This is a genomic window from Bradyrhizobium diazoefficiens (assembly GCF_016612535.1).
GTDB lineage: Bacteria > Pseudomonadota > Alphaproteobacteria > Rhizobiales > Xanthobacteraceae > Bradyrhizobium > Bradyrhizobium diazoefficiens_C.
In genome coordinates, this window is record NZ_JAENXS010000004.1 from 192,131 (window position 1) to 217,419 (window position 25,289).

Genomic DNA, 25,289 nt, shown 5'->3' on the forward strand with positions numbered 1-25,289 from the left:
AGAACTCAAGGACGCGTCAGGTTTTCGACGCGACCTGTGCAAGTGCATCCGCGGCGGCTCGGACGATGCTTTCGATATCGGCATCCGTCATCGGTAGCGACAACGCCATCAATCCGTAGCCGGCGGCGAGAACGCCGCGATTGAGGAACTCGAGGTTGAACACCGTTTGCCGTTTGGCCTCGCTTTCGCTCATGTAAGCAGAGCGATAGTCGCGGATCGGGCGCTCGGCGAAGTGCAATTTCAACAGCGATCCGAGGCCGACCGCGGTACCCGGCACGCCATGGCGGCGGAATGCGTCGTTGATGCCTTTTCGTACCGCCTCGCCGATCGCATCCAGCCGCGCGAATGCGTTCTGGTCCAAGAGCTCCATAGCCGCGAGCCCCGCTCTCATCGTGACCGGGTTGGCCGAGAACGTGCCGCCATGGGGCAAGGCTGGCTTTCCATGGCGCGGATCGAAGACGGCCATGACATCCCTTTTGCCGGTGATTGCGCCGACCGGAAACCCACCGCCGATGATCTTACCGAGCGTGGTGAGATCAGGATCGATGCCCCACAGGCCCTGGGCGCCGTGGTAACCGAGTCGGAATGAAATCACCTCATCGAAGATCAGTAGCGCGCCGACTTCCCGCGTCGCCCGGCGCAGGGCTTCGAGGTAGGCCCTGTCGGCGGGTACGAGGCCGGCGCGGTTCGGCATCGGATCGACCAGCACACAGGCGAGATCGCGGCCATGCTCCCGGATCAGGCTGACGGCGCCCTCGATATCGTTAAAGGGAATCGTTACGACGTCGGCAAGCACCTTGTCCGGCGTACCTTTGGCATAGGCAACCGAAACAGGCGCGTTGCCGCCCCAATCTGCCGGCTTCGGGTCGAGACTTACCTCGGCATAATCGTAGGAACCGTGGTAAGCACCCTCGCACTTGGCGATTTTCGGTCGCCCGGTAAATGCACGCGCCGCCTTCAGCGCCATCATCACGGCTTCCGTTCCGGAGTTGGCAAACCGGACCTGATCGACTGAGGGCAACCGCGCGGCAAGCAGCTCGGCCAGATCAATCTCCGATTCTGTCGGCATGCCGAATGCAGAACCGATCGCGAGCTGCCGCGTCGCCGCCGCGACAAGCGCCGGATGGGCGTGACCGTGAATCAACGAGGTGAAATTGTTGATGCAATCGATCAGTTCATTGCCGTCGACATCCCAAACCCGGCATCCCTCCCCGCGCGCGGCGTAGATTGGATAAGGTTTCATGAACACCGTGGTGCGGGTGTTGCCGCCCGGCAGGCTTGTCAGTGCGCGATCGTAGAGCGCTTTCGACTTTGAAGTTGTGTCAGGATACATCTTCGTGTTTCCTTGCTCGAGGGTTTAGCGTCCGAGATAAGCTTCGCGGACGCGCGTGTTCTGCTTGAGGTCGTCGGCCGTGCCCTGAAGAACGATGCGGCCCGTTTCCAGCACGTAGGCCCGGTCCGCCACCGACAATGCCAGCACCGTATTCTGCTCCACGACCAGGATCGTGAGCCCGCTGTCGGCGATCTGCCTGACCCGCTCGTAGACCTCTTCCGCCAGGCGCGGTGCGAGCCCAAGCGAGGGCTCGTCGAGCATGAGCAAACGCGGCCTGGCCATCAGCGCCCGCCCAATTGCCAGCATCTGCTGCTCACCTCCGGACAGAGACCAGCCGAGCTGCCGGCGGCGCTCCTTCAGGCGGGGAAAGAGGTCGAACGCCCGTGCGAGATCGTCGGCGATCGGCTGGCGCCAGCGCCGCCAGTTCACCGTGGCGATGGTGAGGTTCTCCTCCACCGTCAGGCCGGGAAAAATCCGCCGTCCTTCGGGCGCCTGGGAGATGCCGAGCGCGACGCGGCGGTCGCTGCCGAGCCGAGCCAGCGAGGCCCCTTCGAATACGATCTCGCCCGACCTCACGGGATTCAGACCCGAGATCGCCTGCAAGAGCGTGGTCTTGCCGGCGCCGTTGGCGCCGATCAGGGCAACCGTCTCGCCGCGCCCCACCTCCAGCGTCACGTCTTGCAGCGCGACGATGTCGCCATAGGCGACCGTCAGATCGTTACACGCCAGCATGACGATAACCTTCGCCGAGATAGGCCGACAGCACTGCGGGATCGCACTGGATCTCAGATGGCGTGCCCTCGGCAATCTTGCAGCCGAAATTCAGCACGATGATCCGCTCCGCCAGGCGCATCACCATCCCCATATTGTGTTCGATCAGAAGGATGGCGATCCGATGTTTAGCCCTCAAATCCGTGAGCTGGTCGACCAGCTGATCAACCTCGGCGGAATTCAGTCCGGCAGCCGGTTCGTCGAGCAGCAGCACGCGGGGTTCGCAGGCGAGCGCCCGGCACATCTCGACCATGCGCCGGTGACCATAGGACAGGGACCCGATAGGGGCTTGCGCGTCCGCCGCAAGCCCCATCTGGTCGAGCAAGGCCATGGCCCGCTCGCGGAGCTGCAACTCGCTTCGGCCGCTTTTGATAACAGCACCGGTCATGACGTTTTCGAGCACACTCAACCTTTCGAAAGGACGGCCGTGCTGAAAGGTGCGCCCGAGCCCGCCACGGATTCGCTTGTGCGTCGCAGCGCGAGTCATATCCCATCCATCGAGCAACACCCTGCCCTTGTCAGGCAAAACAAGTCCGGTAAGGACATTGAGCAGGGTCGACTTGCCGGCGCCATTTGGGCCGATGACAGCGACAAATTGGCCCTCCTCGACTGACAGATCGATGTCGGAGAGTGCGGCAAGCCCGCCGTAACGCTTGGCGACTCCTTTGGCCTGCAGCAGGCTCATGGCCGCACCTCTTCTGAGGCAGCGAGCAAGCCCGGAATGTTCATTCGCCCATTGCGGCGGAGCCTGGCCGGCCAGCGAATCCCGGCGAGGCCTGAAGGCAGGAAGATGAGAATGGCGAGGACAAAAAGACCGAAGAACGCGAGATAGGCCGGCCCAAGGAAGCGCAGCCATTCGGGCAGGAAGGTCACGAGCATTGCTCCCAGAATGGCGCCGACGATCGATCCCTCGCCGCCGACTACCAGCATCGCGAGGTAAGTGATGGAGTGCGCATAGCCAAAGTCCTCAGGCGAAATGAAGCGCATGTGGCAGGCAAACAAGCCTCCGGCGACGGCGGCATAGACCGACGAGAGGACGAAGGCCGCGAGCTTGACCCTGCGAACGTCGATGCCTGTCATCGACGAGGCAGTCTCGTCATCGCGAACGGCGATCATCGCCCGCCCATGGCGGGAGGCATGAATGAGCGCAGCGACGATGGCGGAAGCTGCGAGCACAACTAGAGCAAACCACAGATAACTGCGCTCATCGGACAGGGCATGGCCGGCGATTTGAAGCTCGGGAATACGGGAGATGCCATTGGTGCCGCCGGTCACCTCGATCCAGTTGGCGGCGACAATGGAGAAAGACACGTTGAACCCGAGCGTTGCCAGTGCGAGATAGTGGCCTTTCAGCCGCAGAAGCGGAACGCCAATCAAGATGGCCACGACCGCCGTGCCGGCAACCGCGACGGGGAGTGCGAGCCATGATGACCACCCAAGCAGCGTGGTCAGCAGTGCAACCCCGTAGGCGCCCATCCCGACGAACGCTGCATGACCAAGCGAGATCAGACCGGCGTAGCCGAAAGCGAAGTTAAGCCCGATCACTGCGACTGCCGAGATCACGGCAAGGTTGACGAGCCGAAGATGGTAGTCGGTGAGCAGCATCGACAGGCCGAATCCAGCGATCAGAATGACGGCGCCTAACAGGAGCGGGAAGCGTACGGGCATCGATCAACCCCGGTCCTGGACACGTTCGCCGAACACACCCTGAGGACGTACCAGCAAGAACAAGATCATGATGCCGAACGAGATCAGATCTTTGTAGGCCGACGAGACGTAGGATGCGCCGAGCACTTCGCTAAGACCGACGAACAGGCCGCCGACTATGGCCCCCGGCAAACTTCCGAAGCCGCCGATGATTGTGGCTGCGAACGCCTTGAGCGCGATGGGATCACCCATGCTGGTATCGGCGAACCACATAGGTCCGAGCATCAAGCCGGCGACGCCTGCGAGCAGTGCGGCGAGGATCCAAGAAAGCGCAAGCAGACGATTGACCTTGAGACCCATCAAGCGAGCGGCCTTAATATCCTGCGCCACGGCGCGCATCCCGATGCCGAGCGAGGTGCGGAAGAACAAGAGCCACAGCAATGCTACCATCAAGGCTGTGACAATCACCGCGGCGACCGCGTGGGCAGAAATCGTCGCACCTGCAACTGTGAGATTCACTCCCTCGAGCGGCGACGGGAGGCGGAAAGGCCAAGAGCCGAACGCGAGCAGTGCCGCGTTCTGCATGGTGATGCCGATCGCGACCGTGCCAATGATGATTGTCACGACCGGGCTTGCGCGCAGCGGCAGGTATAATACCGCAAAAAACAAAGCTCCGAACAGCGCCATCGCCAATAGTGCGGCGCCGTAGCCGACAGGCCATGGCAGTTGAGCATTGAGCAGCATGGCGACGCCCGCGAAGGTGCCGAACATCACGAATTGGCCGGCAGCGAAATTCACGACACCCGTTGCGGAGTAGACGATGACGAAGCCGATCGCGGCGAGCGCATAGACGCTACCAATTGCTAGTCCGTTGATGAGCAGCTGGATAAGATCCGTCATATCGTCCTGGTCTTTTTGCAAACTGGTCTGTCAGCGCACCGGCCATCACCGAAAAAAGATCCTGCGGGCCGGCTGGTTGATGGAACCAATCCGCGCGCGGAACCCCTCCGCGCAGCGGCAGTCAGGGGTCAGTTCAGCTTGATGGTTTGAACCAATTCCAGCGATTTGGTCCCAGCTTTGGATTTCACGATCGCCAGATCGAATACGCCGTTACCCTTGCTATCATAGGAATAGAGATGGCCAATTCCCTGCCATCCCTTCACGGAGGCAAACCAGTCCCGCAGCGCCTTGGGATCGGCACCAACCTTGCGCAGACCCTCTGCGGCCAGCATCGCGCCATCGTAATAGGCGAGCCCATAGGGGTCCGGATCGGTGCCGAACTTCGCCTTGAAGCGTTCGACGAAATCCTGCATGCGCCCACCGACCGATGGATCGATCAAGGTGTCGACAACGCCCCAGACGCCATCGAGGTCGGCCGCCGACAGGAGTTGTAGTGCTGCTGGCACCAATGCCGCCGAAGATGTCACCAGCGGCATCTTGAGACCGAGCACCTTCGCCTGACGCAGCACCAGCGCACCGTCCTGCGGGTAGTTGAAGATCAGAAGGACATCGATGCCCTTACTACGCAGACCGAGAAGTTGCGCCGAAAAGTCCTTGTCGTTCTGACCATAGGCCCCCGTGCCGACCACGGGCACGCCGGCGGCCTCAAAACGCTGGGCCGCAGTCTGGGCGCCGCCTTGTCCGAAATCGTTTTGGATGTAGAGAATGCCGGGCTTTTTGGCCTTCAGCACATTGAGCGCGCACTGCACCATGCCTTCGGCTGACACGCTGTCGGCCGGCCGCACGCGGAACATCCATTCGTTGCCACCTTCGGCCACGACATCTGCGCCGCCAGCATAGAAGGCCGGCACTTGGACTTTCTTGAGCTCCGGCGACACCGCCAAATTCTGTGTCGAATAGCTCGACAGGAAGAACAGCGACGGCTTGGTTTCTTGTGCGAGCTTGACGAACGCATTTACCGCCGTGCTGTTGGAGGCCTGCGTATCCTCGAAGACGATCTTGAGGCTGCGCCCGTTGATGCCGCCGGCCTTGTTGATGTCCTCTTCGGCCATGAGCAGTGAGTTGTGATACTGCTTGCCGGTGAGCGACAAGGGTCCGGTCATTGGCACGGTGGCACCAACTAGAACCGGGCTTCCCTGATCGGCGCGCGCGGCTCCCACCCACGGCATTGCGGTCGCCGCGAGCAACGTTTTCAAAAACTCCTGCCTGGTCATTTTCATGATTTGCCTCGTGACGCTTCCCCGTGGGTGCAGCACCGCGAAGGCTGCTTCCCACCAAATCGCTATTGACATTCGTTCCGATTTCCGGAACTATATTCCGGTATTGCGTAACGCTAATCTGGTCTGGCTCGCCGAGTCAAGCGGGCTGGAGCGGACATGGATAAAGTTTCCGGCTGAAAGGCACCCCTTAATGGCAACCGATGAGACCGCGGGTCCTCTTGACCGCTACATGCAGGTGCTCGAACTGGTCGCGACGTTTCCCGGGGCGCTGACGCTGGCAGACGTGTCTTCGCTGCTCGATCTGCCGAAGACATCTGCACACCGGCTGTTGAAGGGCCTAGTGCGCGCTGGGCTTGCCAAGGACAATGTCGGCGGGCGCGCGTATCAGCTGGGCGACCGCCTGTTGCGGCTCTTGCACGCAACTGCGGACGATGGATGGATTGCCGCCCTTGCTCGCGGACATCTGCAGCAACTGACCGACACGACGTCTGAGACCTGCTACCTCACGCGCCTGATCGGCGCGCGTGTTGTCGTGGCGATCTCAGTTTCGCCGGATGTACGCTGGCGAAGCTATGTGCAGCCCGGGATCGAGATGCCGGTGCATGCAGCGGCAACGGCCAAGGCAATCATAGCCTATCAAAACAAAGCCGTATTGGACGACGCGATGTCGGGCGAGCTTCCTCTGCTCACAGCGAACACACGAAATGACCGTGCATGGGTCGAACAGGAGCTCGCAGCCGTCAGGACTCGAGGCCATGCTACGTGCATCGGAGAGATCGACGAAGGATTGGCCGCCATTGCGGTGCCAGTTTTTCTATCCGATCGGCGCGTTTTTTATGCTCTCGGAATGACCGGGCCTCTACAGCGGATCATGAACGAACAACTACCGGAACGTTTGGCCGCACTACGCAATGGGGCCGAAACATTGGGGCGATCGCTCTCAATCGGCGAGAAACTGAAATCAAAGGACGCGTCGCAGGCCCAGCAAACGTGAGCGCGCCCGCGTCCCGCTCGCAATCATTTGGCTACAAGCGCAGCGTCTTGCGGGCAATCACCTGACTGAGCACGCGCCAGGCTGTTCCAGGGCTGCGGCGGACTTCGGAGGAGACGTCAGGAGGTATAACAACCCCTACTTGTGGGACCCGGTCAAATATGGCCCTCTATGGATTGGCGATGCTCTCACCCGTGTGCTCTTCATCGGGCCGTTATCAGAAATGAGATGAATGTGAATGCTGATCGAAAAATGATCTCATCCGCGATGGTCCCACATTTCAAAATGGAGAATGAGATGTCCGAAAAGTGCAACACCGTTCGGACAACCCACGGTGCGCCGATTGAAAACGTCGACAGGGATTTTTGGGTCTGCTGGATCGATGCACTCGCACGGACGACACGAGGATGGCGCCAATCATTTTCGGTGAGGTCCGCCGGTTCGAGCAGATCCTCGCGTCGATGGAAGAGATCGAACGCGCGGTGAACAGGACAGGCTAGCAAACGAGCAAAATTCGACAACCTTCAAGGATAGGATCAATCATGGATGAGGCTTCGGAAAATATCCCAGTGCGTCTGCCCGATCCCGCCACGATCGAGACGGTTCTCACACGTCTTCCGACCGGAGCTGACGAAGCGGCGCTGGCGGCCGCGCTGACAGAGGCGTTTCCCGGATTTCCGTTTTCTACGGCGAACATCGGCGACCAATATTGGCGCGACACGCGCTCGGTGCTCGCCGCCGACGGCACACGGATCGCAGAATACCGGCCGTGGATGGAGGCGGAGCTTGCCAAGGACAACGACGACATTGGTGCACTCTGGACGCGATTGCGCGAGAGCGATCTTCAGATTTCGGAATGGCATGGCAACAGCGTCTACGCTTTCGCGCCGACTGGACCCGGCGCGGCCGGCTATGTGCAAATCCGTCTCGGCCGGGAAGTTGAATGGTGCGCCGGACCGATCGTCAACCCGACATATCGTCCTTGGGGCAAGGTCGAATTGTTCGATCCGTCATGGATCACCCACGAAGAGATGTCCGACGACAAGGTCATCGCAGGTCCACTCTATCGGCTGCTTGGGAGCGTGGGCAACAGTGTCGTCCATGTCCGCAGTTTCCTGACGCGGCGCGCCCGCCTCGAGCGCGACAAGCGCGAGGCGCAGCGGCCGGAGATGGAACGCCGTGTGGTGCGGGAAGTGACACGGGAGGGCACGACCGAGACCCCGTTTCTTGAATTGGAGCCTGACTGGTTCGAGTTCGTGCCCCGAGAGAATCGCTTCTTCCAGGATTGGGAAGAATCAAGTGCTTCGGCCGAGCGGGTCTACGCGCACTGGGCGCTCGACATTTACGACTACGACAACAAAGGCACACGCGAGATCGGATTCGTGCCGCGCCCACTGCAACTGCCGGAAGACCGGCTCATCGCTGGCGACGCTTCGGTTCATATCCTGATGGATCGCGTCGAAGCCATCGACCGTCGGATCGGCGTCCCATTCGGTTGGTTCTTTTTGATGACCCATGGTAATCGGGTTGAGCCAGAGGTTGGTCAAGCAATCGCCAAGGGTCTGCGTGACCAGCGCGTGGTCTTACCCGATCGGGATGCGCGCGTGCTGCTGCGCTGGGCCGAACGGTCTTACGGGTTCTGATGAGGACTTTGGTGATGGCAAACCCTGGTAGAGATCGGTCTCGTCGCGCTCCAAGGCTTTTCGCCTCACCGGCGAGTATCGGTGGGCCGAAACCCTTAGCGTAGCGCTTCCGCCCGCTCCCGCAAGAGACGCGCGGAATGGCCAGGTAACGGCACTGCGACCATGATGCTGTCTCCCGCTTGCCCAGGAGCCCTAGCCCGAGTTCGCGGATTCGCGTTTGAAAACGCTGATTTCGAGATTTTTTGGACTGCTAAGTCGTTGATTTGCAACGATCGAGGTCTTCGATTGTAGCCAAGAACGGCTGTAGTGAAGACCTACCGGATTCCCAAGCGCGGCATGGTGCGGATAGATTCGCCGCGTCATGTTTCTCCGACGCACCGAGCGAAAGAAGAACGGCAAGACGCACCACTACTGGAGCGTGGTGGAGAACAAGCGTCTCGATGACGGCCGCGTGGTGCAGCGGCATGTGCTGTATCTCGGCGAGATCAACTCTTCGCAGGCCGCGAGCTGGCGCAAGGCGATCGAAGTATTCGACGAGGACGCTGGCCGGGCTCGGACATTGGCGCTGTTCCCGGAGGATCGATGCAAGGTGGTCGCGGGCGATGCGTCCGTCGTTCAGCTTCGCCTATCCGAGATGCGGCTTCACCGTCCGCGGCAATGGGGCGCCTGTTGGTTGGCCGGACAGCTGTGGCAGGAGCTTCAGCTCGATCGGTTCTGGGCCGATCGGCTGCCGCCGAGCAGGAAACGAACACGCTGGGATCAAATCCTGCAGGTGCTGGCGACCTATCGTCTGATCGCGCCGGGGAGCGAGTGGCGGCTGCATCGGCAATGGTTCGGTCTCAGTGCGATGGCCGATCTGTTGGGAGCGGACTTCGGCCTAGCGGAAGAACACAAGCTCTACGCCTGCCACGATCTGCTGCTTGAGCACAAGGAGGCGCTGTTCTCGCATCTGGTCGGGCGCTGGCGCGATCTGTTCAACGCCGACTTCGACGTGCTGCTGTACGATCTGACCAGCACCTACTTCGAGGTCAACGCCGCTGACCTGCCGGAGGGAAGCAAGCGTCGCCACGGCTACAGCCGCGACAAGCGGCCGGACTGCCCGCAAGTGGTGATCGCGCTGGTGGTGACGCCCGACGGCTTGCCGCTGGCCTACGAGGTGCTGCCCGGCAACACCGCCGACAGCAAGACGCTGCGGATGTTCCTGGGCAAGATCGAGCAGCAATACGGCAAGGCGCGCCGGGTCTGGGTGATGGATCGCGGCGTGCCGACCGAGGCCGTGCTGGCCGAGATGCGCAACAGCGATCCGCCGGTGCAGTATCTGGTCGGAACGCCGAAGGGCCGCCTGAACCGCCTGGAGAAGCACCTCGTGGACAAGCCCTGGCAGAATGCGCGCGAGGGCGTGAAGGTCAAGCTTCTGGCCGAGGACGGCGAGCTCTATGTCTTCGCGCAGAGCCATGATCGCGTCACTAAGGAACGCGCCATGCGCCGGCGGCAATTGAAGTGGCTCTGGAAGCGGCTCCGGCAAATCGCCGTCATGGAAATCTCGCGCGAAGAACTGCTGATGAAGCTCGGCGGCGCTCGGTCCAGGGCACCGGCGGCCTGGCGCCTTGTCGACATCGAAATTGACAAGCAGCGCCCGAGCTTCACCTTCGCGCTCAATCGCAGCAAGCTGCGCAGAACGCGCCGGCGCGAGGGGCGCTATCTGTTGCGGACCAATCTCACCGATAACGATCCCGCCCAGCTATGGCAATACTACACGCAACTCGTCGCTGTCGAAGAGGCGTTCCGCAATCTCAAAGGCGACCTCGCCATCCGTCCGGTCTTCCATCAGGACGAGAAGCGGATCGAGGCCGACATCTTCGTCGCCTTCCTAGCTTACTGCATGCAGATCACGCTCACGCGTCGCCTTCATGCTTTGGCACCCGGACTGACCGCGCGCAGCGCGCTCGAAAAGTTCGCCGCCGTCCAGATGATCGACGTCCATCTGCCGACCACCGACGGGCGCGAGATTTTGCTCACTCGCTACACGCACCCCGAACCCGAACTTCAGCTCTTGATCGACCGGCTCAAGCTGCGCCTGCCACCGCAGCCGCCGCCAAGGATCACCAAGGCCGACATCAACCAAACCAGCCGCCGTAGTGAAGACCTTTTGACCTAAGTCATTGATTTACAACGAGCGGGTCCCTCCAAATCCCGCCAATCCGCGAAGACGGGCTAGGGTCTGTACCTGAACAACGCGACGTGATTCCCTTGCCACCGGCCACTGTCGTCCGGCGCGAAGAAGCCCGGCGTGGTGCCGACACCGACCTTGATGAGGCCTCTCGATTTGATCCTCTCAAGCGTTGGACCGGCGGATGCGGCCGTCGACATAAGACCGACTGCACCGACCAGCGCCGCAACCATCCATTTGGACCAGGGGGTAAGAGCATTCATTCGAAATCTCGTGATGATCGCGTGGAAAACAGCGCTTTAACCGAATCCCCATCGCACCCCGCTTCGGAGCAACAAGGACCGCAGTCTTCACACCATCCCTTTCATCGGATGACAGCTACCTGAGTCAAGCTTATCTGTTGATCGACCGGAACGTCAGCTGCGCTCGGACCTCGGGCGCCCATGTCTATTGACCATGAGCCACTTAGTGAAAGGCACAACCGCCAACGTGTCGCCCCGTGCTCATTGTTGCAGTCCCACTCCCCAATTGACTCTCTGATAGGCGGTGTTGATGGTCAATAAAATAGCTATCTCTTCTTCGCACCTCTCGCAGATCGAGCGTTCTATTGTCAGCGTTTCGGCAGATAAACGGACGCAGCCCATTGAACGGGCGGCTGGGCAGATGGACGGGAGGGGAAGCGAATCAAATCGCGATCCGAGGCCCAAGCGCCGATGAGATACGAAAACGTTTGCAACCCCGCAGCCTCGAAAAGGGACAGCTCCTTGGCCAGTGTTATGCGAGACGCAGTCAACCTGGTCGTGCGGCACCGGAACTAACAACAGACCAGCCAGTTGCAGGCACGGCTATTTGTCTTTAAACGAGAGAGGGTAATGACGCCGACTGTTGGAGAACTCCTCGCGCGAAAGCAGCGGCTATTGGAGCGGCTGCAAGAGGAACCCAGTTTGCTTGAGCAAGATGAAATCGCGCGCGTACTCGTAAGGATAAACGCCACATTAAATTGGCTCGACGAGACGCCAATCGGGACGAGGCCAAAGCGGCGTTAGGCGAGGATGAAATGCCACGCATATCCGAGCAGCTTCGGTGCATCTTTTGGTGCCCTGACTTTCAGGTGCGTTTTGGGTTGGATTGTCGAACTGGCCCGGTGCGGGATGTTGGTACGGCGCTGAACCGCTTGGTGGGCAGCGCTATATGCACAGCACGCACGTACTCTGCCCGCATCCTCGGGACCATTGTGATCAGATCAGTCGCATATCCCTTTACGGCCAACGGCTAGCCATCGTCTTCAAGCCTTGGCTGCGTGTCTGACGGTGGATCAGTCCTGATTCCTGGTGATAGCGGTCGACGTAGACATTAGGACGTCCATGGCTGCTTCTTGCATGGATGTGGCGGGCTTTGGTGTGAATGCGGTAGCGGTCGCAATCGGATCAAGTGTCGCACGATTGCGGATCGAGGACGAACCTGCTGGAAACTCGGGCGTCTGTCATTTTGAACCGCTTGCGGCTTTCTGGTAACTCTCGGCACGCTCGGTCATCTGATCAGCCGGAGCGGCCGGCTGCGTACGGCCCTTGCTGCTTGGGATCTCCGGCAGCATTTCGGCGGTCACGCGGTCGGGCGAGTCGTCCCTTCCAGCGTACTGAGCCGAACGGCCTCTCTAGCATGCGACGCACGCGTACCGGCGCAGGGCCGACGTGGAAGTGAATTGCCCGCTGCTCTAGTGCACGTTCCGGCTGGGTCGAACGATTGCGCCAGCGCAAGTAGTCGAACCAAGTCGGGCAGTGATAGCGCTCCGTCCACAGTTCGGGATCGGCAATGTCTCGCGCGATCGACCAACCATAGGCGCCGTTGCGCTGGCGAGACAATTGAACGTCCTGCATGACATTATGAAACTCCCGTGCATTGTCCTGTGCGACGCGATATTCGATCTCGACGACGAGTGGCCCGCTGCGTCCGGTCAAGGCGAGCCGTACCTCGGGATCGGCTAGAAGCTCAACTTCCTCTTCCCTCGCGCCGACGCGAGGCATGGGCAGCCAAAGACCGATGAGTGGTGAGGCGAGCATCAGGGCGGCCGACACCAGCAGTGCGGTCTCAACTCCGGCCGCGTCGGTCAGATGACCCCAGCCCCAGCTGCCGACGGCAATTCCACCTGAGCTTGCCGCCTGATAGGCGGCAAGCGAGCGGCCGGCCACCCAGCGCGGCGCCGACAACTGCACGCCAATGTTGAAGACGGCCCAGGCCAACATCCACGCGGCCCCTGCCAGGACCAGTGCTGCCGCGGTCAACACCGGTTGGCGGCTGAGCGCAACCGCGGCGATCGCCGCGCCCATGGACAGCGCGCATGCGCGGATTGCGGCCTCGCCGCTCAGCCGCTTGCGGAGCTCGGTGATGTTCAGCGCGCCGGCCACCGCACCTAGGCCAAAGGCGCCGAGCATGATCCCGTAGGTCTGCGCATCGCCATGCAGAAGATCGCGCGCCACCAGCGGCATTAGCGCAGTGATCGCGCCGCCGACGACGCCCGTCACAAGGGTGCGGGCCAGCACGATCTTGATCGATGGCGAATTCGTGATGTAGCGCAGACCAGACACCATGGCGCGGCTCAGTCGCTCGGGCGGCAGGCGCGAGGGTGCGCTGACGCGTTTCCACAGGAGCAACGCGACCATCAACGGCAGATAGAGCAAGGCGTTGAGTGCGAATGCTGCTACTGCACCCGCGGTCGCCACCACGATCCCACCGATCGCCGGACCCACGCTGCGCGCGATATTGTAGCTGATGCCATTCAGCGCGATGGCCGCAGGCAACAGCGCTTCCGAGGGTACCTGTTCGCTGACCGACGATTGCCAGGCCGGTCCCATCAGCGCCATGCCGCTGCCGACGACAAAGCAGAGCATGAGCAGGAGGTTCGGTGTGACCAGGCCAAGCCAGGCGACCACCGTCAAGGCGGTTGCGCCGGCCAAAGCGATGCTAAGCGCAACCAGCGCCACGACGCGCCGGTCATACATATCGGCGATCGCGCCAGCGGGCATCGAAATCAGCATCACTGGCAGCAGCAGCGCGGTCTGCACCAGCGCGACCTTGTCGGCCGAGGACGTCATCTGCGTCATCGCCCAGGCGGCTCCCACACCTCCAATCAAGATACCGAGATTGGAGAGGAGGCTCGCAAGCCAGATCCGGCGGAAGGTGGCGTGCCGCAGCGGCGCCGCGATGCCGTCGGCGCTACACGTCTGAGGCTTGGCTGGATCGGTCATATCGACTCGTGATGACTTATCATGACTCGATTCCGGTCGCGGATCACAAGGATGTTCCCAACGCGATATCGCGTCCAAACCACAGAGCAATCGTGAACTGCGATGCGTCGATCGCTTTTGACGGAGTCAATCATCCGGCTGCTTCCGCCGCGCTGCGGCTGAATGACAAGGGCAATATCGCTGATTGACCAGGAAGGTCCCCATCACCGGTGTGATATCTGCGCTCTCTCAGCGTAGAGGATCTTCCGAATATGCCCTGCCAATTCTGCAATGCTGGTCCGACTGGACAAGGACCCAGCGCTAGGCAGGTTCTCTGGCGGCTGGGACATGGGTCGGACATTTCGCAAAGCCTGAATGGCGCAGTCTCGTGCTGCTAACATCATAACAACGCCCACAAGGGAATTAGGACCACCTATTTCGCCGCAAGTCAGCGTACTGTCGCTCGATATGCTGAAAAACTGCGCCGCTCCCAGGACAACGCAGGAATAGTACATGGGAGTCGAATAATGATTATCGGGATAACCTGTCAAACAGCCCAAGGACCGATTGCCACTCTCGCGCTATTGCAATCATGATCCTTCTCCGGTCGACAAGCAGATTGCCTCCGTATTCGACGAGGCGATTGACATCGAGCTGTCTTGGGCGGGTGGCAAGCACAAGCCAACACCGCGCGTGGTCGCAAGGACCTGAGTGCGTCTCTCGATCGGGTGGAGATTATCGTCGACACCGAGGTCTCGAAGAGGGCAACCCCCGCCGATTGTAAGTGCATCTCACCTGGCGAAAGCTCAACTGTCCCGATACATGCAGGATACCGGGACGGTATTGACTGGGACGTTATGGGATATTTCGCACTTGAAGCAACGCCAGAGGGGCGGCTTCTTGTCGTTTTTTTGCGGAACGAGCGTCATCGGGTTACGGCATCGCGGACAAGAGGGGATATCGTTGCGCCCACTACGCAAACCCGCTGCAAGCGTCGGCGCGGCTCGGCTACGACCTGCATCGGCATTTCCGTTTGCAGTTCTGCTGCATTGAGCAACGCGCGTAGCACTGCCACAAGGCATTTGTTCTCCAAGCCATTCGACAAACGTCATGCCGGAATGGCTTGTGGATGCGTCGTCAATCTGGAAACAGCGACGACGGCAAGAATCGTCTTTCACCATGGTCTCTCCCGACACGCTCGGTTTGCAAATTCTCTCATCGATTGCAAGAACCGGCGATCTTTTGATATAGTTTAGGGCTAGGAGATCGCCGTCCAACACAGAAGAATGTCGAAAGACTTTGAGCGCGCAGATTGGTCCGTCCCGTACGAAGTGTGCACCCGGTCGGGGCGCACTCTATCGAGATAACTTGCAACCGACAGGCGGAGCGACATTCACGGTGCGCTTCCGTGTCGATGGCGGGGTGCCTCCAAATCACGCACCTATCAATATGAGATTCAGACAAGCGCGCAGTGATCGCGCGAGATTGTCGTCGCCTATCGGGTGGTTTGGTGTCAGTCTGTGGCGGGCTGGGCTTTATGCCAATCTTGTCCGCCCCGGCGGGCAACGAAGGAACTCCATTGAGAGCGCAAGGAGGGGCAAAAGATGGGGCCAACTGGCACCGTGACTGACGACTGCTGCGCGCCCTGGAGCGCGGTCTATCGCCCCCGTGGAATGAACGTGTTCGGAAACTACAATACAGACGCTGCCTCTTCCCCCAGCATGCAACTTCAGACTAAGGAGCGAACGTGACCGTATACGGTGGGCCGGTCTTTGACATGGCCGTGAAGCAATTCGAAGTAATCGCAGACTATCTACGCATACCGGAAAACGAGAGAGCTCGGCTATTGATGCCGAAGCGCGCTGTCACGGTCTCATGTCCCATTCATCGTGATGATGGAACGACGGCCGTCTTCGAGGGCTATCGTGTGCAGCATCACTTGACGCTTGGCCCGACCAAAGGTGGCACGCGGTTCGCCCCGAGCGTTGATCTCGGCGAAGTCGCGGCACTAGCAATCTGGATGAGCTGGAAGTGTGCGCTGGTTGGATTGCCGTATGGCGGAGCCAAGGGAGGTATCAGCGTCGATCCCTCAAGCCTGTCGAAACGCGAGCTTGAAGCGCTTTCGCGTCGATACATGCAGGAAATGATTCCATTTGTTGGCCCACATACAGATGTGATGGCGCCCGACATGGGCACCAATGAGCAGATCATGGCTTGGTTCATGGACACGTACTCAATGTATCAGGGACAAACAGTCACAGAAATCGTGACAGGCAAGCCCGTGACCGCCGGCGGCACATTGGGACGTCGCGAAGCCACGGGGAGAGGTGTCGCTCATTTGGTTCGTCGTGCTGCGGATGAGCGCGAGATTCGCCTCGATGGCGCCACGGCCATCGTGCAGGGCTTCGGAAATGTCGGATCGATCACGGCACTCGAGCTGCACAATATGGGAGTCAAAGTAATCGCGGTGAGCGATCATACCGGCGCGCTCCATCGCCCGGGAGGTCTCGATATCCCCCAATTGATCCGGCATGCAGCCTCGCAAGGCAGCTTGGAAGGCTATTCCAACGAACTGGCTTCTGATTCAATTCAGATGCTGACGTTGCCTTGCGACATACTCGTTCCAGCCGCGGTGGAGCGCGTCATCAACGGCGAAGTCGCCGGTAAGCTGCGCTGCCGCATACTTGCCGAAGGAGCCAATGGCCCGACCACGCCAGAAGCCGATCGAGTCCTCGAGATGCGTCAGGAAGAGATCTTCCTGATCCCGGATATCCTGTGCAACTCTGGAGGTGTGGTCGTTAGTTACTTCGAATGGGTTCAGGATCTTCAGCGATTGTTCTGGGAGGAGGAAGAGGTGATGCAGCGGGAGTATCAGATTCTGGATCGAGCGTTTGAGCGCGTATTGTCGCGAAGTAAGCAGGATAAGGTGTTTAACCGCACCGCCGCTATGGCCATCGGCGTGGAACGGGTACGCGGCGCAAAGGAGACGCGTGGACTGTTCCCGTAGCCGTGCTCAAGCAAGTTTGCGTCGTGATCGACTGACTCGGTTGGTTGATCCTTCCGTGTTTTCGACTGAAGATTCTCGCCCTGGGAAGAAGGGCTGCCATCCTACGATCGCAGCCCTTCGATAGTCCCCCGCTCCGACCGGCAAATCATGTGTCCCGGCCGCCGGCCGATCCGCGCTGGCTGCTCGATTGCGTTCACGAGACGGGCCGACGCCGCTCAATCCTCATTGGCGGCGATCGATTCCATCAAGGACACCAGCTGACGTTGCACGGTCTGGTCCTTGATCTTGCTGTAGGCGCGAAGCAACCGCAGGCTGAAGGCGCTGTCAATGAACAGGAGGCTGTCGACCTCGCGGGTCTTGTTGTCGCCGTCGTAGAAGAAGGTGACCGGCACGTCGAGCGCGCTTGCAATCTGCTGTAGGCGGGCGGCGCCAACACGGTTGACACCCTTTTCGTACTTCTGAACCTGCTGGAAGCTGATGCCAAGCTTGTCGCCAAGCTCTGCCTGGGAGATCTTCTGCTCGACGCGCCGCAGACGAATCCGCTTACCTAATTCCATGTCCGGCTTACCGGCACTGCGTTGCTTCATCTTCTTTGCTGCAGGTCTGTTCATTCTGGTGACCGTCCTCAATAAGAGATCCCTGGCCGGTTTAGTCAGGGACTCGTCCATGATGTACCGCGTTAAAGCTCGGATGGTATCCAAGCGCATTCGCGTAGCCGATGCATCTTAGTACCGACTACCTAAAGTCGATCGCGCCAAGGTGCCTGCTGACACCTGCCTTCCACATTTGGCAAAATATTGGCCGGACCACAACTAGCGCGAGCTTAGTCGTCATGAATTATAGCCATATGCTTACTCGCGGTGCAGCCTCATTCCCGTATTTCAACGGAAGGCTCCAATATATTGAGGGTGTCGTCGTCGGTACAACCGTGGCTAGTGTCCATTGGGAGATGATCAGATAGGTTATTTTCCGAGCCGACTGGTCGATCAGCGAACGTTTCGCGCTGCCGTCGGCGCATGCTGCGGTCGCTTGCCGTTTTGCCGGCGCTGTAGGCTGCGCGTCATCAGGAAGATTTCCGTCATGCGCGATCGGGATGCGGCGCGTGCATAGGCCACCACACAGGCCGCAAGCCAGCCCTCGTCAACGCGGCCTGGCTTGCCTCCAGCGTTCAGATCGGTGCGACGCACCTGACGGCGGCCAGCGGCACGACGATCGGCCTTTTAGGCAATGGGCGAGCACGATGTCCGCAAGCCAGAAGGCAAGTGGTTCGCTTGCGGGCACGAAGCGCATGCTTTATCGCCGCGATCTCGGGGATCACCGGGTTCTTGGTCATCACCGTCGCGGCGTAGATATCTCCGCCCTGCTTGTTAGTCGGCAGGTCGCTCAGAGACTGGCATTCCGATTTTCGAGCCTCGGCGCTCCTCCTGACGGTGGCCTAACCGTTCGGACGGACCGCGACCCAGCTTCAGCTTCAACTGTGCCAGGTCGATAAATTCGTCCGCCTGCCGCCGAAGTTCGTCGGCGATCATTGGCGGCTGGTTTGCAATCGTGGACACAACAGTCACCCGTACGCCGCGCCGCTGCACAGCCTCGACGAGGGAGCGGAAATCGCCGTCGCCCGAGAACAGGACCATCTGATCGATATGCTTGGCAAGCTCCATGGCATCGACCGCAAGCTCGATGTCCATATTGCCCTTGACCTTGCGGCGGCCGCTGGCGTCGACGAATTCCTTGGTTGGCTTGGTGACAACTGTGTAGCCGTTGTAGTCGAGCCAATCGACGAGTGGCCTGATCGACGAACATTCCTGATCCTCGATAACCGTCGTGTAATAGAACGCCCGCAGCAGCGTGCTGCGGTTCTGAAACTCTTTGAGTAGGCGCTTGTAGTCGATGTCGAAGCTAAGCGCCTTGCAGGTTGCGTTGAGGTTGGCGCCGTCGATAAAGAGCGCGATTTTGTCGGATGGCGAGGTTGGTGTTTGGCCGCCCCCGCCACTCATTGGTTTAAGCTTAGGCCGCGTGCGATCCATCCAAAAACTAATCCGAGGTTGAGAGATAGTTCACGATTGTCCGCTATCAGAAGCTGACCAATGCTGTACAACACAGACAACGCGACAATCAGGGCGGACAGATAAGCCGCAAGTTGTGACCAAAATTCGCCGTCACAGTCGAACATCAGCGCAGCTCAGAAGCAATCGCGGCCATCGGTTCAACAAGGCGCGCTTGATCAGTCCAGTCCGTCATCAATGTGTCTCCTGGCGCATCCCGCGCTTGCAACTAGAAACTTAAGAGCCCCACCCCATGGAGCACGAAGGCGGGCCGCTTCCCTTGCCCCAGCGGCGGGAAGTCACTCTGCTGGAAAACAGAGCGGCGCTTCAGCGTGGCTCAGAGACACGCGGGGGTCCCGATTGTCGCCCCCGCCCCTCTTTACGAGGTTGCGCAGGACATTTTCGGAAAGTCACACAACCAGCTGTTTAAGCTGCGCAATCTTGTTGCTTTCCGCACGACAGTTCGCGCTGTTCATCTGTCATCTCCGATGCGACTGCTGTTGCTGTCTTTCATGACGGATATCGGACCGCCGTCACCTTCCGAATAGCAAGGGATGACTTCACCATACGACGTTAGGGGCAGGGATCCAGCAACAAATACCTTGGTCCCGCATGCCGCGCTCCGACACATACAGTACGTAACGAACGAGCAATCTCGTTTCTCGTTCGAGATCTCGGTGAAGCGTCTCGTACAAAAGACGTCGTAAAGAATCATGGCCGCGCCGTCGTCACCGCGAGGTGGAGCCTCTGCCCGTCCTCCAGCAACAGAGATAGCAGCCGGAAGTCGCTCGCGGGTTGCAGATGGCAATCGCGAGCTTGCACCGCCCAGAACAGCATCTCAGGAGGGCGACCTTGAGGTCCTCTGGAAGGATTTCTCGACGATGTGAAAGCACGGCGGCTATCATGCTTTTTTAATCCTCCTAGTTTGCGAGCGGAGAGCGGATCAAGCGCATGCGTAGGCGCCCTCGAATTGGATGCCAATTCCAATTCCGGAGGGATCAAGACCAGCTTGGAATTGACCTGACATTAGAAGAGCATGCGGGCCGGCTTTTCGCGATGTAAGCGAGTTAAGCGAGGAAAAAACGCGCATACGCATCTATCCGCGGTGTAGATCACCCTATCAGAGCTCGGTCACTCTTCGCACGGAATCTCCACTGGAATAGCAAAGCCCGCTTTTACACGATCCAATACGACCATCGTCTTGAAGCCCTTGATGTCCGGGTTCACATAGACGAATCGTCGAGTGAACTCCTCATATTCTTCCATGCTAGCGGCGGTAACATATAGGACGAAGTCGGCGTCTCCCGTGACGTAGAATCCGTTGACGATCTCGGCTGACGATTTGATGGCCTTCTTGAATTTATCGATGATATCTGAGCGCTCCCGCTCCATAGTCACTAGCACAAGCATTTGAATAGGCCGTCCCACCGCCTTCGGCGAAACAATTGAGACATCGGCCTCGATGATGCCTTCCGAACGGAGCCTCTTCAGGCGTCGCTGGCACGCGGTGGCAGACAGTCCGGCCATTTCGCCGATCATCTCGGAAGTCAGACGATTATTCTTTTGCACGATCTCAAGGATGCGGGCGTCGATTCGGTCGTATGGCATCTCGGTCCCAGCTCCGCTGAATTTCACCGCGAAATGGCTGAACGGCGCAGAAAAGCATCCAAAACACTATCTCAAAATGCATAGGGTGATTTCAACAATGGCGAATCCCGTAAAAGATCGGATCTTGGCCGAACTTCTTGAGATTGCCGAAGTGCTGCTTGTGATCGTCTACCTGAAGACGATCGAGCAGCGCTCCAGGTCGCCCGGCAAGAGCTCCGAAACCTCCTGGACCCGGACACATGGGAACAGGCGGTTCACTCAAGCAGCGCGTACTGTTTTCAGGAATCGGCTGACTTCGTCCTCGAGATGACGACTTTCGTTAGAACGCGATTGTGCTGCCGAGAGATTCTAGGAGGACGCCGAACGAGTCTCCATGGCACCGCGCTGTACGTAATGATGTTGGTGGAGACGCGCTGGGGTACCTTCTGCGGTCTGCCGGATGTTGCGGGAAATCTCCTGCGTCGCGGCGCCCTGCTCTTCCACGGCTGCGGCGATGGTCGAGGAACTCTCCGACAGCTTCTCGGGCGTCGCATCGGATTTCGACGCTGTCCTTCCTCATGCCTCGCCCGACCCGGAGAAGATCGACGCCGGCGGCGTGGTGCGCACCGGCAGTGGCCGTTCGGAGAGCCTGGAGGCCCGCGAGGGCCCACCCAACTTTGCATCGTATCGGCCGACCAGCGCCAGCAAACGCCGCCTAGTGAAGGGATCGGCCCGCTCGGCCAAAGCACGAATGCGCTCCACCTGTTCTCTGCAGAAGTCCTCGTCCATCACGCCACCCCCCAACACTTGCTCAAGCTTCCACCGAACGTCATTGCGGTGGTTTCAGTTCGCCGGCGAGCCAGCCCACTGCATCGGTCTTCATCGGATCCACTGCGAAGGACACCACCTCCATACGTTCGCAGGTGGAGCACTCGAAGGTGCGCTCCTCGATCCCTCTTTCGCCGGGAGAGATGCGAGCCAACGCCATCCGGTGCTTGCACACCGGACACATCGGCCGCTCACTGATCGAGGCTGCCATCCCTGAAACCCCACAGAGGCCAATCATGCCGCTTTCCCAGGCGAGAGTCTTTAGCTTTTGCGAGCCCATTGGAGACTTCGCTGCCGTCCGCGGGAGAGGAACGAGCTGGGTGGTGCCGGGTTGATTCATCGGGTTCGCGCGCAAATGCGCAGCCTGCGTGGCTCCGCCTCCCAAGCCCCCAAAAGCCCCCCAAAGGCGGGGCTACGCTCCATGCGAGCCGAGTGGGATACGCTGGCGCCCAAGGCCAGCACCTTCGAAGGAAGGAAGGAGCGGGCTCCTGTTGGTCGAGCACCGCCCGAGCAATTCGGTACCCCCGCGCCCGGTTACGAACCTCTCCGAACAATGGGGCCGTCGGGAGACGCTGCAAGTTGCAGAACTCGCTGTCCTGCCGTCGGAACTGCAGGGCGCTAGCAGCGAACTCCGCCGGCCCGGTTGAGATGGCGGCGAGGAGACGGGGGGCGCCCGATCGAGATCAAGACCGACTCGAAAACATCCACGTCGTGCAGCGGATCGTGAGACCTTGGTCAATCCGCCTCCTCTGATGCACTTGATCTGAAGTACACTGCGATCGTCTCATTCTGCGGCTTGTTCCGCGATGCGACCATGGACGAACGCGCTCTGCTAGTCGCCATCCAGCTCGGCCCAGAACCCCCCGGTCGCCACGAGCACCGGCGTGTTATCGAACAGACGCCCTCGCAGAAGGTCAACAATGTGGCGCGCCGCAAACAGAGAAATATTTAGCAACCTGTAGTGATGTCATATCTCAGTTGCAATCGGTGGCGGATTTGACTAGAGAGGCAGCGCAGATGGGAGGGTTGGCACATGAACCATGATAATTCATCCAGCTTGCTGGACTTGCAGGGACTTCGGCTGATACGGGCGTTTCTCCGGATAGAGGGTGAGACCAGACGGAACGAGATTCTCGAATTCGCGGAACGGTTGGCGGAACATGCGCCGGGCGGCTCAACTCCGCTAAGTGAATCGGTTTCGTCGCCATCGCCCGAGCTTCCCAGCTAGATCACCACCGACATGGCCGCGCAACGAACCGATAAAGTGCTTCGGTCGGACTCATGTCCGATCTGTCCACGCTGCAAGAACGCGATGACCTTGACTTCGCCGCGAAATGATAAGGGCCCGCCAGTGTGGCGATGCTTCAAGTGCGAGACTGACTGAGATTGTCCGAATTCTTTCGGCGCGGCGCAACTTCGTCAGCCAATTCCCCTGCTCCTCGATGAGCAAGAGAATGCCCTCAGCGCGTCGCGGCTGGCCGAAGCCTTCCCCGCTAATTCGCCGGGCCGATTGCGTCAACTGGTGACCGAGACACGCCGCGCGGGCTTCGCTGTCAACTTCGTATCCGGCTCCTGGGGTATCGGCGTTGCCGTCATCGGTGCTGACGGAAAGCCGGCCGGCGCGTTGAGCGTGGCCGCGATCGAGTCGCGCATGGGCGAACCGCGCCGTCGCGAGGTTGCATGCTTCTTGCAAGCGGCCGCGGCGGAGCTATCGGTACGACTGCGCGAGCTCCACAGCGTCAGCAGAAAGACCGACGTGACGCGCCGGCGCGCCTAGTCCAGCGCCAGTGGCGGCGGCTCACAAGCCTGCTCCCTTGGCGATTGCGTCCGCGAAGGAGCGATCGACGATATCCGCGGCATCAAGCTTCCGCTTGATGAGACCCCAGCGGCAGTAGAGATCGATCGTGCTCTGCTCGTCTTTCGTCACACTGTCGTCGATCGGCGCAATGCGCACCTTTGCGCGCGCGAGCCAATTCAGCGGCACCACGGCCGGGATATTCATCAGCCTGCCCCACGTCTCGGCATAGCTGTTGGTGTTGTTGAGCGACCAGGTCCTTGCAGCCGCGAGCCGCCTAATGAAGTCGGTCAGTTCGGGCCGTTTATCGCGAATGGATCCCGAGGTGGCGACCTGGAAGCTGAGCCCTGGTGTTAATCCCTCCGCGGTGATCACGCGGCGCGATTTGAACAGCACCTCCTCCTGGCTGACATAGGGCTCCCAGGTCGACCAGGCATCTACGGAACCCTGGCTGTAGGCGATCTTGGCATCGGATGGCGCAAGGAACGTGATCTGCACGTCATCCGCCTTCCAGCCCATCTGCTCCAGCGCGGCCAGAATCAGTTGATGGCCGATCGAGCCGCGGCCGGTTGCGATTTTCTTCCCGCGCAGATCATCAAAGCTCTTGATGGGAGATTTTTCGGGTACAAGAATCGCAAGCCCCTCCCCGGTTTGTCTGATCGCCGCAATCGCCTTGACCGGTACGCCTGCCGCCGCAGCGAAGGTGAAGGGCGCGTCGCCCACAAGCCCCGTCTCGATTGCGCCGGCGCTGAGCGCCTCCAGCAGTGGCGCTGCCGCTGCGAATTCCTTCCACTCGATCCTATAGGGCACGTCCTTCAGGACGCCTGCCGCTTCCATCACGGCCTGCGCATTGCCCTTCTGGTCGCCGACGCGCAGGATGGTTTGCGCTTGCCCGGCCTCGTTACCAAGGAGCAGCAGCGCGCCGGCCAGCATCAGCCTGATCATTCCGCAGCCCCCCCTCGTGCAAGCTGCCGCTTGGAGATAAGCTCGCGGGTTAGCGGAATCAGCTCGCGGCCGTACTCGAGGGCGTCGATCAGGGGATCGAAGCCGCGGATCAGGAAATGGCTGATTCCGAGGTCGTAATAATCGCCGAAGACCTCGGCGACCTGCTCCGGCGTGCCAACCAGCGCCGTGCTGTTGCTGTTGGCCCCAGTGAGTTTTGCGATCTCGGTCCACAATCGCTTGTCGATCCGGCTGCCCTGATCGGCCAGCGATAGAAGACGGCGCGCGCCGGCCGTGGCGTGGCCGTCGGATGGCTTGCGGTGGCCGGTCTTGTCCTGCAGCGCGGTGGCGCGCGCCAAGATCGCCTCCGCTTTTTCCCAGGCCTGCTTTTCCGTTGGCGCGATGATCGGCCGCACCGACAGGCTGAAGCGCGGGGTCGCGCGGCCTTGCCTGACCGCGGCATTGCGAACGCGCGATGTGACATCGCGCACCTGGGCGTAGGACTCGCCCCAAAGCGCAAAGGTGTCGGCGTGCTTGCCGGCCACATCGATCGCGGCATCCGAGGCGCCGCCGAAATAGACGCGTATTCCTTCCGGACGATACGGCCTGACCTGCGAGAAGCCGTTCTCGACCTGGTAGTATCTGCCTTTGTATGTGAACGGCTTGTCGCTGGTCCATTCCAACCGCACGACGTCGAGGAATTCGCTTGTCCGGGCATAGCGCTCGTCCTTGTCATCGAGCGTATTGCCGTCCTGGCGCAGCTCCGTCGCATTGCCGCCGGTGATCACGTGCAGCGCAACGCGACCGCGCGAGAACTGGTCGAGAACCGCAAACTGCCGCGCCAGCAGGGTCGGCGCGGTGAAGCCGGGACGTTGCGCGATCAGCACATTGAGCCGTTCGGTCACTCCCAGCACATGCTGGGCGACCTGCAGGCTGTCGGGCGTCGTCGAGTGAAACGCCAGGAGTGCCCGGTCGAAGCCGGCGTTTTCGTGCGCTTTCGCCACCGCTTCGATATGGGTCGGATTTAGGACCGGTCCTTCGCGGACAATGGTTTCCGATGAATTGTTGTTACCGATATAGCCGATGAACTCGATGGACATGTCGTCTCCTTGCTTTGTTCCAGAAG

The 25,289-nt window shown here is 60.3% G+C and carries 19 protein-coding genes and 2 pseudogenes; 6 read left to right on the forward strand and 15 right to left on the reverse strand.

All coding sequences use genetic code 11. The annotated features are described in order from the left end of the window. Nucleotides 1-16 precede the first annotated feature (16 nt). From JJE66_RS34995 to JJE66_RS35020, 6 genes are all read right to left on the reverse strand, one after another. Entirely contained in the window at nt 17-1,333 is a 1,317-nt protein-coding gene (locus tag JJE66_RS34995; protein ID WP_200520341.1) for an aspartate aminotransferase family protein, read from the reverse strand. A gap of 24 nt (nt 1,334-1,357) precedes the next feature. Further along, nucleotides 1,358-2,065, reverse strand: coding sequence for an ABC transporter ATP-binding protein (locus tag JJE66_RS35000; RefSeq protein ID WP_200520342.1), 708 nt, complete (start codon nt 2,063-2,065; stop codon nt 1,358-1,360). Beyond that, nucleotides 2,052-2,789, reverse strand: a complete 738-nt coding sequence (locus tag JJE66_RS35005) for an ABC transporter ATP-binding protein (protein WP_200520343.1) — start codon at nt 2,787-2,789, stop codon at nt 2,052-2,054. The genes JJE66_RS35000 and JJE66_RS35005 overlap by 14 nt, the downstream gene beginning before the upstream one ends. Further along, complete coding sequence (locus JJE66_RS35010; RefSeq protein ID WP_200520344.1) at nt 2,786-3,709, reverse strand: branched-chain amino acid ABC transporter permease; 924 nt, start codon at nt 3,707-3,709, stop codon at nt 2,786-2,788. Before JJE66_RS35010 ends, JJE66_RS35005 begins: the two co-directional genes overlap by 4 nt. A 66-nt stretch (nt 3,710-3,775) precedes the next feature. Next, the gene (locus JJE66_RS35015; protein WP_200520345.1) at nt 3,776-4,651 is read right to left on the reverse strand and encodes a branched-chain amino acid ABC transporter permease; all 876 of its coding nucleotides are present in this window, start codon (nt 4,649-4,651) and stop codon (nt 3,776-3,778) included. Between the two features lie 128 nt (nt 4,652-4,779). Next, the gene (locus JJE66_RS35020) at nt 4,780-5,931 is read right to left on the reverse strand and encodes an ABC transporter substrate-binding protein (protein WP_200520346.1); all 1,152 of its coding nucleotides are present in this window, start codon (nt 5,929-5,931) and stop codon (nt 4,780-4,782) included. A 10-nt stretch (nt 5,932-5,941) separates the two neighbouring features. On the opposite strand from JJE66_RS35020, the gene JJE66_RS35025 reads away from it, so the two are divergent. The 3 genes from JJE66_RS35025 (at nt 5,942) to JJE66_RS35035 (ending at nt 10,723) form a co-directional block, all read left to right on the forward strand. Further along, complete coding sequence (locus JJE66_RS35025) at nt 5,942-6,925, forward strand: IclR family transcriptional regulator (RefSeq protein ID WP_200520347.1); 984 nt, start codon at nt 5,942-5,944, stop codon at nt 6,923-6,925. A 539-nt stretch (nt 6,926-7,464) separates the two neighbouring features. Then, a complete protein-coding gene (locus JJE66_RS35030) occupies nt 7,465-8,565 on the forward strand; it encodes a hypothetical protein (protein WP_200520348.1) in 1,101 nt (366 codons plus the stop codon). Nucleotides 8,566-8,926: 361 nt separating this feature from the next. Further along, nucleotides 8,927-10,723, forward strand: coding sequence for an IS1634 family transposase (locus tag JJE66_RS35035; protein WP_200520349.1), 1,797 nt, complete (start codon nt 8,927-8,929; stop codon nt 10,721-10,723). 1,576 nt (nt 10,724-12,299) lie between these two features. Here JJE66_RS35035 and JJE66_RS35040 read toward each other — a convergent pair. After that, nucleotides 12,300-13,980 (reverse strand): annotated as a pseudogene (locus JJE66_RS35040) (MFS transporter); the annotation flags it as partial. A gap of 11 nt (nt 13,981-13,991) precedes the next feature. Between JJE66_RS35040 and JJE66_RS35045 the strand changes: the two are divergent. Then, a complete protein-coding gene (locus JJE66_RS35045) occupies nt 13,992-14,168 on the forward strand; it encodes a hypothetical protein (protein ID WP_200520350.1) in 177 nt (58 codons plus the stop codon). A gap of 1,538 nt (nt 14,169-15,706) precedes the next feature. Next, nucleotides 15,707-16,966, forward strand: coding sequence for a Glu/Leu/Phe/Val dehydrogenase (locus JJE66_RS35050; protein ID WP_200520351.1), 1,260 nt, complete (start codon nt 15,707-15,709; stop codon nt 16,964-16,966). Nucleotides 16,967-17,181: 215 nt separating this feature from the next. Here JJE66_RS35050 and JJE66_RS35055 read toward each other — a convergent pair whose 3' ends face one another. The 6 genes and pseudogenes from JJE66_RS35055 to JJE66_RS35075 form a co-directional block, all read right to left on the reverse strand. After that, complete coding sequence (locus JJE66_RS35055) at nt 17,182-17,577, reverse strand: helix-turn-helix domain-containing protein (RefSeq protein ID WP_200520352.1); 396 nt, start codon at nt 17,575-17,577, stop codon at nt 17,182-17,184. 756 nt (nt 17,578-18,333) lie between these two features. Next, on the reverse strand, nt 18,334-18,963 hold the full coding sequence (locus tag JJE66_RS35060) for an NYN domain-containing protein (RefSeq protein WP_200520398.1): 630 nt from the start codon (nt 18,961-18,963) through the stop codon (nt 18,334-18,336). A 1,179-nt stretch (nt 18,964-20,142) separates the two neighbouring features. After that, nucleotides 20,143-20,619 carry an Lrp/AsnC family transcriptional regulator gene (locus tag JJE66_RS35065; RefSeq protein WP_200520353.1) on the reverse strand — a complete coding sequence of 159 codons (477 nt, stop codon included), beginning with the start codon at nt 20,617-20,619 and terminating at the stop codon, nt 20,143-20,145. 258 nt (nt 20,620-20,877) lie between these two features. After that, nucleotides 20,878-21,147 (reverse strand): annotated as a pseudogene (locus JJE66_RS38325) (hypothetical protein); the annotation flags it as partial. A 27-nt stretch (nt 21,148-21,174) separates the two neighbouring features. After that, complete coding sequence (locus JJE66_RS35070; protein ID WP_200520354.1) at nt 21,175-21,387, reverse strand: hypothetical protein; 213 nt, start codon at nt 21,385-21,387, stop codon at nt 21,175-21,177. A gap of 40 nt (nt 21,388-21,427) precedes the next feature. After that, nucleotides 21,428-21,706 (reverse strand): response regulator, encoded by a 279-nt coding sequence (locus JJE66_RS35075; protein ID WP_246756788.1) that lies wholly within the window; start codon nt 21,704-21,706, stop codon nt 21,428-21,430. Between the two features lie 1,242 nt (nt 21,707-22,948). Here JJE66_RS35075 and JJE66_RS35080 point away from each other — a divergent pair. Further along, complete coding sequence (locus tag JJE66_RS35080; RefSeq protein WP_200520355.1) at nt 22,949-23,203, forward strand: hypothetical protein; 255 nt, start codon at nt 22,949-22,951, stop codon at nt 23,201-23,203. A 21-nt stretch (nt 23,204-23,224) separates the two neighbouring features. Here JJE66_RS35080 and JJE66_RS35085 read toward each other — a convergent pair whose 3' ends face one another. Together JJE66_RS35085 and JJE66_RS35090 are read right to left on the reverse strand one after the other, a co-directional pair. Continuing rightward, nucleotides 23,225-24,166, reverse strand: coding sequence for an ABC transporter substrate-binding protein (locus tag JJE66_RS35085; RefSeq protein ID WP_200520356.1), 942 nt, complete (start codon nt 24,164-24,166; stop codon nt 23,225-23,227). Next, nucleotides 24,163-25,263, reverse strand: a complete 1,101-nt coding sequence (locus JJE66_RS35090) for an LLM class flavin-dependent oxidoreductase (protein WP_200520357.1) — start codon at nt 25,261-25,263, stop codon at nt 24,163-24,165. Before JJE66_RS35090 ends, JJE66_RS35085 begins: the two co-directional genes overlap by 4 nt. Nucleotides 25,264-25,289: the final 26 nt, after the last annotated feature.